The following is a 14,246-nucleotide window of genomic DNA, read 5'->3' on the forward strand; positions in this document are numbered from 1 at the left end:
CACGAAACTCCGCATCCGGTTCATGCCGACGGCACCAGCAGCCTGCGGCCGGTCAGCCGCTCGTGCTCGCGCATCGCGTAGCGGTCCGTCATGCCGGCGATGTAGTCGGCCACCGCGCGCTGCGTGTCACTGCGCGCGGTGAAGCCGGCCTGCATTTCCTGCGGCTGCTGTACATAGCACGCAAACAACTCGCGCACGACCTGCTGCGCCTGCAGCGTCGTCTCGCTCACGCGCGGATGCCGGTACAGGTCACGGAACAGGAACTGCTTCAATGCCGCCGATTCCGTGCGCATGGGGTCGCTGAAGCACACCATCGCCTGCTGCATGCGCACGTCGTCCACGCTGTTCACTCCGGCGTCGGCGAGTCGCTGCCGGGTCGCCGCCATCACGTCGTAGACCAGCGCACTCAGCATCCGGCGGATCGCTTCATAGAGCAGCCGCCGCCCTTGCAGTTGCGGATGTTCGTGCAGCGCTTCGCGGTGGTAGCGCCCGAACAGCGGCACCTGCGCCACCTGCTCCAGCGTGATCAGTCCCGAGCGAACGCCATCGTCGATGTCATGCGCGTTGTAGGCGATCTCGTCGGCGAGGTTGCACAGCTGCGCCTCCAGGCCAGGCTGCGTGCGGTCCAGGAAGCGCCGGCCGACGCCGCCCGGTTCCTGCCGCTCGAGCCGCTCCGCGTTGGCGCGCGAGCAGTGCTTGAGGATGCCTTCGCGCGTTTCGAAGCACAGGTTCAGGCCGTCGAAGTCCGGATAGCGCTCCTCCAGGCTGTCCACCACGCGCAGGCTCTGCAGGTTGTGCTCGAAGCCCCCGTGCTGCGCCATGCAGTCATTCAGCGCGTCCTGCCCTGCGTGGCCGAAGGGCGTGTGGCCCAGGTCGTGCGCGAGCGCGATCGCCTCCACCAGGTCTTCGTTGAGCTGGAGCGGCCGCGCGATGGAGCGCGCCAGTTGCGCGACCTCGATCGAATGCGTCAGGCGCGTGCGGAACAGGTCCCCTTCGTGGTTCAGGAAGACCTGCGTCTTGTAGACCAGCCGGCGGAACGCAGTGGAGTGCACGATGCGGTCGCGATCGCGCTGGAAGTCGTTGCGCGTGGGCGCAGGCGCTTCGGGTCGTCGGCGGCCGCGGCTGCGCCCTGCATCGCAGGCATACGGGGCGAGGCTCATGGCGCGTCAGCGGGTGCAGTCGGCCAGCACCTGCCGCACCAGCGCATCGGGGGCGCCGCGCACGCCCGCCCGGCCCGGACCTTCCAGCACGACGAAGCGGATCTCGCCGGCTTCGGCCTTCTTGTCCACGCGCATGAGTTCGAGGTAGCGCTCGGCGCCGAGCGCCGGGCCCACCGTGGGCAGTCCCGCGCGCGCGATCAGGTCCGTCACGCGCTGCGCAAACGCTTCGTCGATCAGTCCCAGGCGCCGCGACAGCTGCAAGGCCATCACCATGCCGCAACCGACCGCCTCGCCGTGCAGCCATTCGCCATAGCCCAGGCCGGCCTCGATCGCATGACCGAAGGTGTGGCCGAAATTGAGGATGGCCCGCAGCCCCGACTCGCGCTCGTCCTGGCCGACCACGTCGGCCTTGATCTCGCAGCTGCGGCGCACCGCGTGTGCCAGCGCATCGACATCGCGTCGCAGCAGCGCGGCGATGTTCGCCTCGATCCAGTCCAGGAAGGCCAGGTCCGCGATCGGACCGTACTTGATCACCTCCGCGAGGCCCGCGCTCAGCTCGCGATCGGGCAAGGTGCGCAGGGTGTCGAGGTCGCAGACCACGCGCGCCGGCTGGTAGAACGCGCCGATCATGTTCTTGCCGAGCGGATGGTTGATCGCGGTCTTGCCGCCGACCGAGGAGTCCACCTGCGCCAGCAAGGTGGTGGGCACCTGCACGAAGGGAACACCGCGCATGTAGCTCGCCGCGGCGAAGCCGGTGATGTCGCCGACCACCCCGCCGCCAAGCGCGAACAGCACCGTCTTGCGATCGCAGCCATGCGCCAGCAGGGCGTCGAAGATCCGGTTGAGCGTGGTCCAGTCCTTGTGCTCTTCGCCGTCGGGCAGCACGACCTCGTGCACGGAGCGGTAGCGGGTACCGAGCGCTGCGCGCAGCCGCGCCGCATACAGGGGCGCGACCGTGGTGTTGGTGACGATCAGGGCTGCTGCCGCGGCAGGCAGCCCGTCCCAGGTCGCGGCCTGCGCGAGCAGGCCAGGGGCGATCAGGATGTCGTAGCTGCGATCCCCCAGCGCGATGCGCACCTGCCGGGGAACTTGCATGGAGGGGGGCATGCCCCCGAGTTTAAGCGCGCGGGGGGAGCGCCCCGGCCAGCTCCAGCTGCATCACGATCATGTTCACCAGCGTCGGCACGGAGGGGCGGCCGGTCTCGATCTGGAAGTGCGCCGTCTCGCGGTACAGCGGGTCGCGTTCGGCGTGCAGCGCGCGCAGCCTGGCCATCGGGTCGGCGACCTGCAGCAGCGGCCGCTGGGTGTCGTGGCGCACGCGCCGGTACAGCTCCTCGGGGGACGAACGCAGGTAGATCACCTTGCCGCCCTGCCGCAGCGCCTCGCGCGTGCCGGGCCGCAGCACCGACCCACCTCCGGTAGCCACCACCGCGGACGGCCCCTGGGCCAACTCGCGCAACACCTGCTCCTCGACGTCGCGGAAGGCGGGCTCGCCTTCGCGGGCGAAGTACTCGCGGATGCTGCAGCCCAGGCGCTGCTCAATCAGGTGGTCGGAGTCGAAGAAGGGCAGCCCGAGCCGCCTGGCGAGCTGGCGCCCGACAGTGGATTTACCACTGCCGGGCATGCCGACGAGGGACAGGATCAAGTCACCACGCGAGGCTCAGCGCAGGGCGGCACCCAGCTTGTCGGCCACCACCTTGGGGGTGATGAAGACCAGCAGCTCGGTCTTCTTGGTCGAGCGGTCGCGGTACTTGAACAGGTTGCCCGCGACGGGGATGTCACCCAGAACCGGCACGCGTGACTCGTTCGAGGCATCGTCGAGCGTGAAGATGCCGCCGATCACCACCGTCCCGCCGTTGTCGACCAGCACCTGCGTCTTGATGTGCTTGGTGTCGATCGCGACGCCCGCGGCGGTCGTCTCGCCGCGGCTGTCCTTGTTGATGTCCAGGTCCAGGATGATGTTGCCCTCGGGCGTGATCTGCGGCGTCACTTCCAGCTTCAGCGTCGCGCGCCGGAAGGACACCGAGGTGGCGCCGCTGGAGGTCGCCTGCTGGTACGGGAACTCCGTGCCCTGCTCGATCAGCGCCTTGGTCTTGTCGGCGGTGACGATGCGCGGGCTGGACACCAGGCGGCCCTTGCCGTCGGCCTCCAGGGCGGACAGCTCCAGGTTCAGGAAGCGGGTCAGCGAGGAGTTGAAGATCGACACGCCCAGGGTGGCGGCGGGGAAGCCGCCGGCGCCCTGCGAGGGCAGGTTCACGAAGGGCAGGTCGCTCGTCGCGCCCGTGTTCTTCTGGGCCACCGCCGTATCGTAGGAGTTGGACACGACGCCGCGGCCGCCGCCGCCGACGCCGAAGGACGGGAAGCCGGCGCCCAGCTTCACGCCAAGGGAGTTGCCGAAGCTGTCCTGCGCCTCCACGATGCGTGCCTCGATCAGCACCTGCGGCACCGCGATGTCCAGGCGCGCGACCAGTTGCTGCACCTCCTCCAGCTTGGACGGCACGTCGGTCACGAAGAGCTGGTTGGTGCGCGGCTCGGCGATGGCGCTGCCGCGCGAGCTCAGGATGCGCGAGGAGCCCGTGCCGGTCAGCTGCACCGCGATGTCGGCGGCCTTCGTGTAATTCATCTGGAAGGCCTGCGTGCGCACCGGCTCCAGGCTCTGGATCGCGGCGTTGGACTCGAGCTCCAGCTTCTCCTTGGCGGCGATTTCATCCTTGGGCGCGATCCACAGCACGTTGCCCGAACGGCGCATGCCCAGGCCCTTGGCCTGCAGGATGATGTCCAGCGCCTGGTCCCACGGCACGTCCTTCAGGCGCAGCGTGACGGCGCCCGTGACGGAGTCCGAAGTGACGATGTTGAAGTTGGTGAAGTCCGCGATCACCTGCAGCAGCGAACGCACTTCGATGTTCTGGAAGTTCAGCGACAGCTTCTCGCCGGTGTAGCCCGGGCCCTGGCTGAGCTTGTTCGGGTCCTGCTTCTGCTGCCGCACTTCGACCACGAACTGCGTGTCCGACTGGTAGGCGCTGTGTTCCCAGGCGCCGCGCGGCTCGATCACCATGCGCACGCGGTCACCCTGCTGCGTGGTGGTGACGGTCTGGATCGGCGTGCCGAAGTCGGTCACGTCCATGCGGCGACGCAGGCCCTCGGGCAGCGAAGACTTCAGGAAGTCGACGACCAGCGTCTGGCCCTGCTGCCGGATGTCCACGCCCACCTGGTTGGTCGGCAGGTCCACGATCACGCGGCCGGAGCCGTCGGGACCGCGGCGGAAATCCAGGTCCTTCAGCGGCTGCATCTCGCGGTTGCGGCTCTCGGCGAACGGAGTCTGCGCCGCTGCGGCCTGCGCCGTCTGCGCCACGGGGTCCAGCGACACCAGCAGCGCCTTGCCATCGAGCTGCAGCTTGTAGTTGGTGGGCGTCTTCAGGTTCAGCACCACGCGCGACCGGTCGGAGCCCTGCACCACGTTGACCGAGCGCAGGTTGCCGACGTTCATCTCCACCGCGTTGCGCCCCATGCTGTTGGAGGCGCCGGGGACGTCCAGCGCGATGCGCGCCGGCGACTGCGTGACGAAGCCGGTCGGCAGCGACGTCAGGGGTTCGGAAAACTCGACGCGCACCACTTCCTGCCCGCCCTGCAGCGAACCGGTGATGTTCTCCACTGCAGGCGCCGCATGCACCCAGGCCGAAGCCAGGGTGGCCGCAGCCGCCAGGAGGGCTCGCCAACTCCACATATTTGTTTTCATCATTTCCCCTTCTCCTGCAGTTGCAGTGTCGCGACTCGCTCCACCCACTCACCGGCCGCATCCTGGACCAGCTCGCGCAGCACGACTTCGCTCTCTCCCACCTTGGTGATCTTTCCGTAGTTCTGCCCCAGGTAATTCCCCGGTTTCACCTGGTACAGCAGGTTGTCGACCTTGACCAGCGCGACCGGCTCGCCCTTCTTGATCAGGCTGCCGACCATGGACATCGCGTCCAGGGGGAACGCCTCCAGCGGCTCCTTGCGGCGGGTCAACTCGGGCGCCAGCAGCGCGGCGCTGGCCTGCCCCTGTTGCTGCGAGTCGCGCTTGAGCGCCTGCGCCAGCTTCTGGCTGCTGAAGGGCTCGACCTGCGCTTCCTGGTCGTAGGCTTCGGGCGTGAAGTTCTTGGGCTCCGCGATCGGCGTGACCTTGGGCTTGGTGGTGGCCCTCTGCTGGGCCATCCACGCGTTGATTTCGTCCGTATCGGAACCGGCGCAGCCGGCGAGGACGACGACCGCCGCGGCGGCGAGAAGGGCGGCGTACTTCATTTCTTCTTCCCTCCCTTGCCCGTCGCCTTGCGCTGCGCGGCCACTTCGTCGGTGTCCAGGTAGCGGAAGGTCTTGGCCGTGCTCTCCATCACCAGCCCGTTGGGCGCCACGGCGATGTCCAGGTTGTTCAGCGTCACGATCCGCGAGAGGTGCGCGATATCGGACGCGAAGGCGCCGATGTCGTGGTAGCGGCCGGACACGCGGATGGAGATCGGCAGCTCCGCGTAGTACTCCTTGACGATCACCTGGCCGGGACGGAAGTGCTCGAACGCCAGGGTGCGGCCCAGGCCGGCCTGGTTGATGTCGGACAGCAGGGCGTCCATCTCCGCCTTGCTCGGAAGCTGCTTCTCGAGCTGCGTCACGTACTGCTGGACCTGTTCACGCTGCTTGCGCAGGGCGTCGAGGTTCACGGCCTGCGCCAGCTTCTTCTGGTAGTCCGACTTGAGGACTTCTTCCTTTTTCTGCTCCGCCTCGAGTTCCTCGGCGGAGGTGCTCAGCCAGACGAACCACAGGGCCACGACGATGGCGGCCGTGACCAGCGTGCACAGAGCCGCCTTGGGCACGAGCGGCCAGGACGCCGGATCGTTCGGGTTGAGGCCGCGGAACTGCGCCTTGATGTTCTCCAACATGGCGGCGGTGTCGATGCCTTTGACGGTAGCCATGGTTAGTCCCTGATCGAGGTGTGCGTGGAATCGGCGGCCATGTTCACTTCTTCACCGAAGGAACGGGGGCGGGTGCGGCTGCGGGCACGGGCGCGGGCGCGGCGACAGCCACCGCGGCGCTGGCCGGCACGGCGGCGCCGGGCGGGAGGGCTGCGCCGCTGGCGCCGGCGGCCGGGGCCTTGGCCACGACCTTCACTTCGCTCGCCCGCAGCAGCTTCACGCTCATGCGGAAGTTGGCCACCCGGCGCTGGTCCTTGCCGATCTGCACGTTGCCCGCCACGATTTCAGCGAGCTCCGGGTGCGTGAGCCACGGGCTGTTGGAGCTGAGGTTGCGCAGCAGCTCGGAGACGCGCTCGTTCGACTGGGCCACGCCCGTGAGCGCCACCACGCCGCCGTTCTGCTTCATGCTCGTGAGATACACCCCGTCCGGCAGCTGCTTGACCAGTTCGTTGAGCAGGTGCACCGGCATGTTGCGGTCCGACTGCAGGTCTTCCACGGCCTGCTGGCGGGCGCGCAGCGCGGCGATCTCCTCCTGCAGCGTGGCGATGTCCTTGATCTGGCTTTCGAGCTTGCTGATCTCCGTGCTCAGGATCCGGTTGCGGTCCTGCTGGGCGGAGATCTGGGCGGTGAACCACAGCCAGATGCCGCCGGCGACGACCAGGCCGCCGACCGCGGCGGCCCCGAGCGCCGCGTAGAAGATTTCGCGGCGGCGCTTGCGCGCCGCTTCGCGGTGGGGCAACAGGTTGATGAGGATCACTGCACGAACCTCCGCATGGCCAGGCCGCACGACGTCAGGTACGACGGCGCTTCCCGGCGAACCTTCTTCTCGCGCACGTTGTCCCCGAACTGCATGCCCTGGAACGGGTCGGCGAGGTCGCAGGGGAAGGACGTGGCGGCCGTGATGGATTCGCTCAGGCCAGGCAGGCTGGCCGAGCCGCCGGCCACCATGATGTGGTCGACGCGGTTGTGGGGCGTGCTGGTGAAGAAGAACTGCAGCGCGCGCGCCACTTCCTGCGCCATGCTGTCCACGAAGGGCCGCAGCACGCCGGACTCGTAGTCGTCGGGCAACTCGCCGCTGCGCTTCTTGCTCTCGGCCTCCTCGGGCGAGAAGCCGTACTGGCGCACGATCAGCTGCGTGAGCTGGGCGCCGCCGAAGGCCTGGTCGCGGTCGTAGAGGACCTCGTCGTTGCGGATCACCTGCATGCTGGTGGTGGAGGCGCCGACCTCGAACAGGGCGACCATCTGGTCCTTGCCCTCGCTCGGGAGGTTGCTGATCAGGCGGCCGGCGGCGAGGCGGGAGGAATACGACTCGACGTCGATGATCACCGGCTTCAGGCCCGCGGCCTCGGCCAGGCCCTGCCGGTCCTGCACCTTTTCCTTGCGCGAGGCGGCTATCAGCACTTCGACGTCGCCCTGCGACGTGGGGCTCGGGCCGACCACGCAGAAGTCCAGGCTCACCTCGTCGAGCGAGAAGGGGATGTACTGGTTGGCTTCGCTCTCCACCTGGATCTCCAGTTCCTGGTCGGACATGCCGCCGGGCAGGATGATCTTCTTGGTGATGACGGCGGAGGCCGGGAGCGCCATCGCGACGTTGCGCGTGCGCGTCCCGCTTTTCTTGACGACCCGGCGCATGGCTTCCGCCACTTCCTCGAACTTCTCCACGTTGCCGTCAGTGATCCAGCCGCGCTCGAGGGGCTCGATCGCGCAGCGCTCGAGGATGTAGCCACCGTTCTTGGCCACCCCGAGTTCGACCAGCTTGACGCTGGAGGAGCTGATATCCAGGCCCAGCAAGGGCGCGGACTTGCTGCCAAACAGAGAGCCGATTGAGATCAAACCCGTCTCCTACGACGCCAGTGTCAAGGCGTAACGATCTTAAGATTCCACTTGAATGCTAGCAGTAACACCCTTGTCGCCAAAGGAAATTCCGGCCACGGAGCCCTCGGTGCGTTGTCAAAAGCCGACGAGCATTGCTGCCATACTGCGGGCGTTCGAGCCCCAGCTGCAAGAGACCGCGCGACGCGAGACGCGGAACTGTCAAGGATGCGGCAGCTCTGACGTTTTCTAGATAATGGGGGCGCTCCGGGGACGCGCCCGATGGAGTTCTATGTCTTCCGAACCTTCTTCCGCCGCTCCCGGCCCCGCCCCTCGTCCGGCCTGGCAGCGATTCCTGATCAAGTTCTTCGCCTGGGCCTTCGGCCTGGCGTTCGCCGGCCTGCTGGCGGTGCTGACCATCGGCGGCGTGGCGCTCGCGGTCGCCTATCCGAACCTGCCTGACATCTCGGAGCTGTCGGACTACCGGCCCAAGCTGCCGATGCGCATCTTCAGCCAGGACGGCGTGCTGCTCGGCGAGTTCGGCGAGGAGCGGCGCAACCTCACGCCGATCGACCAGATCCCCGCGGTCATGAAGAACGCGGTGCTGGCGATCGAGGACGCGCGCTTCTATGAGCACTCCGGGGTCGACTACAAGGGCATGGTGCGTGCCGCGGTGGCCAACCTGGGACGCGTGAAGAGCCAGGGCGCCTCCACCATCACCATGCAGGTGGCGCGCAACGTCTATCTCTCCACCGAGAAGACCTACACCCGCAAGCTGTACGAGGTGCTGCTCACGTTCAAGCTGGAACACCTGCTCTCGAAGGACCAGATCCTCGAGATCTACATGAACCAGATCTTCCTGGGCAACCGCGCGTATGGCTTCGCGGCGGCCTGCGAGACGTATTTCGGCAAGCCGCTGAAGGACATCACCATCGCCGAGGCGGCAATGCTGGCCGGATTGCCCAAGGCGCCCTCCACCTTCAACCCGGTGACGAACCCCTCGCGCGCCCGCTCGCGCCAGCTGTACATCATCGAGCGCATGGAGGAGAACGGCTTCATCACCCACGAGCAGGCGGAGGCCGCCAAGAAGGAGGAGCTGCACGTGCGCACCGGCGTGCAGACCACCGGCGTGCGGGCCGAATACATCGCCGAGACCGTGCGCCAGCTGGTGTTCGCGCAATACGGCGACGAGGCCTACACCCGCGGCCTGAACGTCTACACCACGATCAAGTCCAACGAACAGGAAGCCGCGTACAAGTCCTTGCGCAAGGGCATCATGGACTACGAGAAGCGGCAGATCTACCGCGGTCCCGAGCGCTTCGTCGACCTGCCCTCCGATCCCAAGGAACTGGACGACGCGGTCGACGACGCGCTGGCGGACCACCCCGACAACGGCGACGTGATGGCCGCCGTGGTGCTGGAGGTGAACCCGAAGAAGATCACGGCGGTCCGTGGCAACGGCGACCAGGTCGAGATCGTCGGCGCCGGCCTCGAAGCCGCGCGCTCAGGGCTCTCGGACAAGGCGCCGCCCAAGATCAAGATCCGCCGCGGCGCCATCATCCGCGTGATGAAGACGCCCAAGGACACCTGGGAGATCACCCAGCTGCCGGAAGTCGAAGGCGCGTTCGTCGCGGTCGACCCGCGCGACGGCGCCATCCACGCGCTGATCGGCGGTTTCGACTTCAACAAGAACAAGTTCAACCACGTGACGCAGGCCTGGCGGCAGCCCGGCTCGGGCTTCAAGCCCTTCATCTACTCCGCGGCGCTGGAGAAGGGCTTCTCGCCCACGACCATCATCAACGACGCGCCCCTGTTCTTCGACGCGGGCGTCACCGGCGGGCAGCCCTGGGAGCCGAAGAACTACGACGGCAAGTTCGAAGGCCCGATGCCGCTGCACACGGCGCTCGCCAAGTCGAAGAACATGGTCTCCATCCGCATCCTGCAGGCCGTGGGCACGCAGAACGCGCAGGACTGGATCACCCGCTTCGGTTTCGACGCGGACAAGCATCCGCCCTACCTCACCATGGCGCTCGGCGCCGGCTCGGTCACGCCGATGCAGATGGCGCTGGGCTATTCGGTGTTCGCCAACGGCGGCTACCGGATCAATCCCTGGCTGATCACGCGCATCACCGACCAGAAGGGCAAGACGCTGGTCGAAAGCCAGCCGCCGCTGCTGAACGAGTCCATGCGCGCGATCGACGCGCGCAACGCCTTCATCATGGACCGGCTGCTGCAGGAAGTCGCGCGCGTCGGCACGGCCGCCCGCACCCAGCGCGAACTCAAGCGCCCCGACCTGTACGGCAAGACCGGCACCACCAACGATTCGATCGACACCTGGTTCAACGGCTTCCAGCCCACGCTGGTGGCGATCGTCTGGATGGGATACGACACGCCGCGTTCGCTGGGCGACCGCGAAACCGGCGGCGGCCTGAGCCTGCCGGTGTGGGTGGACTTCATGCAGACTGCCCTGAAGGGTGTGCCGGTCATGGAACCGACCGCGCCCGAGGGCGTCGTGAACGTCGGCGGCGACTGGTACTACGAGGAGAATGCGCGCGGCAACGGCGTGTCCAGCCTCGGCCTGAGCGGCGGCGATACGCCCCCGCGTCCGGCAGGCGGCGCGCCTGGTCCCTCCGGCGAACAGGCTCCCGGCGTCCCCAGCGACAAGAGCATGATGAACTCCAACGGCTTGCCGCCGCCGGTCGCGCCGGCGCCGGCGGACGAGCGCCGCAGCATCCTGGACCTGTTCAGGAACTGAAGGAGAGCTGCTGGCCGGCCTGTTCGCTCGCGTAGCGGCTCAGGTCGGCGAAGAATTCCGCCGCGGTCTTCGTGTCGCGCCAGCACTGGCCGTCCCACTTGTAGTGGAAGCCGCCCGAGCGGGCGGCCAGCCAGACCTCCTGCAGCGGCTTCTGCAGATTGACGATGATCTGGCTGCGGTCGGCGAAGGTGAGCGTGACCATGCCGCCGACGCGCTGGTTGTCGATATCCGCGTCGCTGCGCTCGTTGATGCGATCGCAGTTCGCCTCGACGCTGGCGAGCAGGGCTTCCGCGCGGTCGAGGTACTCGAGATCCGTCATTACAATTTCCAGATGTTCGGTGTCCAACAAATTCTAGTCAGCGCGGGTGCGCGCCGTCGCCTCGCCGCGATGGCCCTGCTCGCGCTGCTGTCTGCCTGCGGGCAGAAAGGCCCCCTCCTGCTGCCCACCGGGGAGGCCGCGGCGGGCCGCGCCTCCTTGCCGGATACCCTGAACCCGAACGGGGGCGCCACGGCCATCGTACCCTCCACCGCCGCGTCCAGTTCCAGTACTCCGCCGACCGGCACCGTCTCGCCGCTGCACAACCAATGAGCGCAACCATCCTCCCCGGTGCGCCGCACCTGCAGTATCGCGGCGATGCGCTGTACCTCGAAGACGTGCGCCTCGCGGACCTCGCGCGCGAACACGGCACGCCCCTGTTCGCCTACTCGCGTGCGTCCATGCTGTCCGCGCTTGCGGCCTACCAGCGCGGCTTCGCCGGCCGCAACGCCAAGGTCTGCTACGCGCTGAAGGCGAACTCCGCGCTTGCGGTGCTGCAGGTGTTCGCGCGCGCGGGCTGCGGCTTCGACATCGTGTCGGGCGGCGAACTCGAACGCGTGCTGGCCGCAGGCGCCCGCGGCAGCGACATCATCTTCTCGGGCGTGGGCAAGACGCGCCGCGAGATGCGCCGCGCGCTCGAAGCCGGCATCCATTGCTTCAACGTCGAGAGCGAGCCCGAGCTCGAGGTCCTGAGCGGCGTCGCGATGGAGACGGGAACGCGCGCGCCGGTCAGCCTGCGCGTGAACCCGGACGTCAATCCGCTCACCCATCCCTACATCTCGACGGGCCTGAAGGGCAGCAAGTTCGGCATCGCGCACAAGGAGGCGCTGCGCGCGTACCAGCGCGCGGCCGCCCTGCCCGGCCTGCGCGTGGTGGGCATCGATTGCCACATCGGCTCGCAGATCACGCAGGTGTCGCCTTACCTCGACGCGCTCGATCGCGTGCTGGACCTGGTCACCGCCATCGAGGCGGCCGGTATCCCGCTGCAGCACATCGACTTCGGCGGCGGCCTGGGCATCGTCTACAACGCGGAGCAGCCGCCGGCGGCCGATGCCTTGTGGCAGCGCCTGCTCGCGCGCCTGGATGCGCGCGGCTTCGGCGAGCGCCAGCTGATGATCGAACCCGGCCGCTCGCTGGTGGGCAATGCAGGCGTCTGCCTGACCGAGGTGCTGTACCTGAAGCCCGGCGAGCAGAAGAACTTCTGCGTGATCGACGCGGCCATGAACGACCTGCCCCGGCCCGCGATGTACGAGGCGTTCCACCAGATCGTCCCGCTGCAGGCCACCACGGCCAAGCCGGTCACCTACGACGTGGTCGGCCCGGTGTGCGAGAGCGGCGACTGGATCGGCCGCGACCGCAAGCTCGCGGCGCAGCCCGGCGACCTGCTGGCGGTGCTGTCGGCCGGCGCCTATTGCATGAGCATGGCGAGCAACTACAACACCCGCGGCCGCGCGGCCGAAGTGCTGGTGGACGGCGCCACCGTGCACCTGATCCGCGAACGCGAGGATTTCGCCGACCAGGTGCGCAAGGAAAAGCTGCTGCCCTGAACGGGCGCCAGCCCGTTCCTACACGCGCGACTCCTGGCGCGCCACGCTGCGCGCAGTCCGCACGTCCCGCCCGGGCGGCGCCGGGCTGCGCGACGCGCGCTTCCTGAGCGCCTCCTTCACGCGCCATCCGAGCAGGACCGCGAGGATCGCCGCATACACCGCGACCTCGGCGAAGTTGTTCTTGCCCGCGCGCATCCAGAAGAAGTGCAGGATCCCCAGCAGGGCGATCGCATACACCAGCCGGTGCAGCGCCTGCCACCGCTTCGCGCCGAGCGCCTTCACCGCGCGGTTGAACGAGGTCGCGGCCAGCGGCGTGAGCAGCAGGAAGGCCGCGAAGCCCACCAGGATGAAGGGCCGCTTGGCGATGTCCTTGACGATCTCGGGCCAGTCGAAGCCCTGGTCGAACCAGCTGTACGACAGGAAGTGCAGCACGACGTAGAAGTACGTGAACAGGCCCAGCATGCGCCGGAATCTTTGCAGCGTGGGCAGCTTCAGGACCACGCGCGCCGGCGTGACGGCGAGCGTCAGGCACAGGAAGCGCAAGGTCCAGTCGCCGGTGGAGCGGATCAGGTGTTCCTGCGGGTTGGCCCCGAGGTTCTGCGTCGCCGCGGCGTAGAACAGCCAGGCGAACGGCAGCAGCGAGAGCACGAACACCAGCGGCTTGGCCGCCGGGTGCAGCAGCGCCTTGGCGGCCGACATCAGAAGTTCTTCTTCAGGTCCATGCCGGCATACAGCTGGCCGACTTGCGCTTCGTAGCCGTTGAACATCAACGTCTTCGTGCGCTTCGCGAACAGACCGCCGCCCTCGCCGATGCGGCGCTCCGTGGCCTGCGACCACCGCGGGTGGTCGACGTTCGGGTTCACGTTGGAATAGAAGCCGTACTCGTTGGCGGCGGCCTTGTTCCAGGCAGTCGGCGGCATGCGGTCTGTGACCCGGATCTTGACGATGCTCTTGGCGCTCTTGAAGCCGTACTTCCACGGCACGACGATGCGCACCGGTGCGCCGTTCTGGTTGGGAAGCACCTCGCCGTACATGCCGAAGCCCAGCAGCGTCAGCGGATGCATGGCTTCGTCCATGCGCAGGCCTTCTGTGTAGGGCCAATCCAGCACGCGCGATCCCACGAAGGGCATGGTCTTGGGGTCCGCGAGCGAGACGAACTCCACGAACTTCGCGTTGCCCAGCGGCTCGACCTTCTCGATCAGCCTGGCCAGCGAATAACCGACCCACGGAATGACCATGGACCAGCCCTCGACACAGCGCAGGCGGTAGATCCGCTCCTCCTGCGGCGCGAGTTTCACCAGGTCGTCGATCGCGAACTTCGCCGGCTTCTTCACCAGGCCCTCGACCTCCACGGTCCAGGGACGCGTCTTCAGCGTGTGCGCGTTCTCCGCCGGGTCGGCCTTGTCGGTGCCGAACTCGTAGAAGTTGTTGTAGCTGGTTGCGTCCTTGTACTCGGTCGGCTTCTCCATGGTCACCGCGCCGGGCACCGTGGAGCGCACCGCTGCGATGGGCTGCAGCTTGCCCGGATGCGTCACCTGCTGGGCGAAGGCCTCGCGTTGCGCCCAGCCCGCCAGGGCCGCGCCGGCCGCGCCGCCGGCCATCCACTTGAGCATCTGGCGCCGCTGTTCGTACACCGCGCGCGGCGTGATCTCGCTGGCGAGGGGGTGCTGGAAGCCATCGCGGCCGGTTCGGATCAGCATGGGTTCTCCTGGTTCG

Annotated in this window: 14 protein-coding genes; 3 read left to right on the forward strand and 11 right to left on the reverse strand. The window is 67.8% G+C overall.

What is annotated here, in order from left to right; genetic code table 11:
* Nucleotides 1–20: 20 nt before the first annotated feature.
* Genes JJB11_RS01075 through JJB11_RS01110 form a run of 8 tightly spaced genes read right to left on the reverse strand, consistent with a single transcriptional unit; the run spans nt 21 to nt 7,933 of the window.
* Nucleotides 21–1,160: a deoxyguanosinetriphosphate triphosphohydrolase gene (locus JJB11_RS01075; protein ID WP_201166055.1), complete on the reverse strand. Its 1,140-nt coding sequence runs from the start codon at nt 1,158–1,160 to the stop codon at nt 21–23.
* Between the two features lie 6 nt (nt 1,161–1,166).
* The gene (gene aroB / locus JJB11_RS01080) at nt 1,167–2,267 is read right to left on the reverse strand and encodes a 3-dehydroquinate synthase (protein WP_201166056.1); all 1,101 of its coding nucleotides are present in this window, start codon (nt 2,265–2,267) and stop codon (nt 1,167–1,169) included.
* Between the two features lie 10 nt (nt 2,268–2,277).
* Nucleotides 2,278–2,805 carry a shikimate kinase gene (locus JJB11_RS01085; RefSeq protein ID WP_201166057.1) on the reverse strand — a complete coding sequence of 176 codons (528 nt, stop codon included), beginning with the start codon at nt 2,803–2,805 and terminating at the stop codon, nt 2,278–2,280.
* A 15-nt stretch (nt 2,806–2,820) separates the two neighbouring features.
* Complete coding sequence (locus tag JJB11_RS01090; RefSeq protein WP_201166058.1) at nt 2,821–4,899, reverse strand: type IV pilus secretin PilQ; 2,079 nt, start codon at nt 4,897–4,899, stop codon at nt 2,821–2,823.
* Nucleotides 4,896–5,438, reverse strand: a complete 543-nt coding sequence (locus tag JJB11_RS01095; RefSeq protein WP_201166059.1) for a pilus assembly protein PilP — start codon at nt 5,436–5,438, stop codon at nt 4,896–4,898. Before JJB11_RS01095 ends, JJB11_RS01090 begins: the two co-directional genes overlap by 4 nt.
* Nucleotides 5,435–6,100 carry a type IV pilus inner membrane component PilO gene (locus tag JJB11_RS01100; RefSeq protein ID WP_201166060.1) on the reverse strand — a complete coding sequence of 222 codons (666 nt, stop codon included), beginning with the start codon at nt 6,098–6,100 and terminating at the stop codon, nt 5,435–5,437. The genes JJB11_RS01095 and JJB11_RS01100 overlap by 4 nt, the downstream gene beginning before the upstream one ends.
* 43 nt (nt 6,101–6,143) lie before the next feature.
* Nucleotides 6,144–6,857, reverse strand: coding sequence for a PilN domain-containing protein (locus tag JJB11_RS01105; RefSeq protein ID WP_201166061.1), 714 nt, complete (start codon nt 6,855–6,857; stop codon nt 6,144–6,146).
* Nucleotides 6,854–7,933, reverse strand: coding sequence for a pilus assembly protein PilM (locus JJB11_RS01110; protein WP_201166062.1), 1,080 nt, complete (start codon nt 7,931–7,933; stop codon nt 6,854–6,856). Before JJB11_RS01110 ends, JJB11_RS01105 begins: the two co-directional genes overlap by 4 nt.
* Before the next feature lie 271 nt (nt 7,934–8,204).
* Between JJB11_RS01110 and JJB11_RS01115 the strand changes: the two genes are divergently transcribed.
* Nucleotides 8,205–10,667: a penicillin-binding protein 1A gene (locus tag JJB11_RS01115; protein ID WP_201166063.1), complete on the forward strand. Its 2,463-nt coding sequence runs from the start codon at nt 8,205–8,207 to the stop codon at nt 10,665–10,667.
* Here JJB11_RS01115 and cyaY read toward each other — a convergent pair.
* On the reverse strand, nt 10,657–10,986 hold the full coding sequence (gene cyaY, locus JJB11_RS01120; RefSeq protein WP_201166064.1) for an iron donor protein CyaY: 330 nt from the start codon (nt 10,984–10,986) through the stop codon (nt 10,657–10,659). The two genes, JJB11_RS01115 and cyaY, sit on opposite strands and share 11 nt — an antisense overlap.
* Before the next feature lie 12 nt (nt 10,987–10,998).
* Here cyaY and lptM point away from each other — a divergent pair, with 12 nt between their 5' ends.
* Nucleotides 10,999–11,256, forward strand: a complete 258-nt coding sequence (lptM, locus tag JJB11_RS01125; protein WP_201166065.1) for an LPS translocon maturation chaperone LptM — start codon at nt 10,999–11,001, stop codon at nt 11,254–11,256.
* A complete protein-coding gene (gene lysA / locus JJB11_RS01130) occupies nt 11,253–12,530 on the forward strand; it encodes a diaminopimelate decarboxylase (RefSeq protein WP_201166066.1) in 1,278 nt (425 codons plus the stop codon). The genes lptM and lysA overlap by 4 nt, the downstream gene beginning before the upstream one ends.
* An 18-nt stretch (nt 12,531–12,548) precedes the next feature.
* On the opposite strand, the gene JJB11_RS01135 is transcribed toward lysA, so the two are convergent.
* Nucleotides 12,549–13,229 (reverse strand): protein-methionine-sulfoxide reductase heme-binding subunit MsrQ, encoded by a 681-nt coding sequence (locus tag JJB11_RS01135; protein WP_201166067.1) that lies wholly within the window; start codon nt 13,227–13,229, stop codon nt 12,549–12,551.
* A complete protein-coding gene (gene msrP, locus JJB11_RS01140) occupies nt 13,229–14,230 on the reverse strand; it encodes a protein-methionine-sulfoxide reductase catalytic subunit MsrP (protein WP_201166068.1) in 1,002 nt (333 codons plus the stop codon). The genes JJB11_RS01135 and msrP overlap by 1 nt, the downstream gene beginning before the upstream one ends.
* Between the last annotated feature and the right edge of the window lie 16 nt (nt 14,231–14,246).

The sequence above is a fragment of the Ramlibacter ginsenosidimutans genome (assembly GCF_016654015.1).
Classification (GTDB): Bacteria; Pseudomonadota; Gammaproteobacteria; order Burkholderiales; family Burkholderiaceae_C; genus Ramlibacter; species Ramlibacter ginsenosidimutans.

Excerpts from the sequence above, each read along its gene's own strand:
- JJB11_RS01075 (WP_201166055.1), bottom strand. The coding sequence starts at position 1,160 with ATGAGCCTCGCCCCGTATGCCTGCGATGCAGGGCGCAGCCGCGGCCGC.
- aroB (WP_201166056.1), bottom strand. The coding sequence starts at position 2,267 with ATGCCCCCCTCCATGCAAGTTCCCCGGCAGGTGCGCATCGCGCTGGGG.
- JJB11_RS01090 (WP_201166058.1), bottom strand. The coding sequence starts at position 4,899 with ATGATGAAAACAAATATGTGGAGTTGGCGAGCCCTCCTGGCGGCTGCG.
- JJB11_RS01095 (WP_201166059.1), bottom strand. The coding sequence starts at position 5,438 with ATGAAGTACGCCGCCCTTCTCGCCGCCGCGGCGGTCGTCGTCCTCGCC.
- JJB11_RS01100 (WP_201166060.1), bottom strand. The coding sequence starts at position 6,100 with ATGGCTACCGTCAAAGGCATCGACACCGCCGCCATGTTGGAGAACATC.
- JJB11_RS01115 (WP_201166063.1), top strand. The coding sequence starts at position 8,205 with ATGTCTTCCGAACCTTCTTCCGCCGCTCCCGGCCCCGCCCCTCGTCCG.
- cyaY (WP_201166064.1), bottom strand. The coding sequence starts at position 10,986 with ATGACGGATCTCGAGTACCTCGACCGCGCGGAAGCCCTGCTCGCCAGC.
- lptM (WP_201166065.1), top strand. The coding sequence starts at position 10,999 with ATGTTCGGTGTCCAACAAATTCTAGTCAGCGCGGGTGCGCGCCGTCGC.
- lysA (WP_201166066.1), top strand. The coding sequence starts at position 11,253 with ATGAGCGCAACCATCCTCCCCGGTGCGCCGCACCTGCAGTATCGCGGC.
- JJB11_RS01135 (WP_201166067.1), bottom strand. The coding sequence starts at position 13,229 with ATGTCGGCCGCCAAGGCGCTGCTGCACCCGGCGGCCAAGCCGCTGGTG.
- msrP (WP_201166068.1), bottom strand. The coding sequence starts at position 14,230 with ATGCTGATCCGAACCGGCCGCGATGGCTTCCAGCACCCCCTCGCCAGC.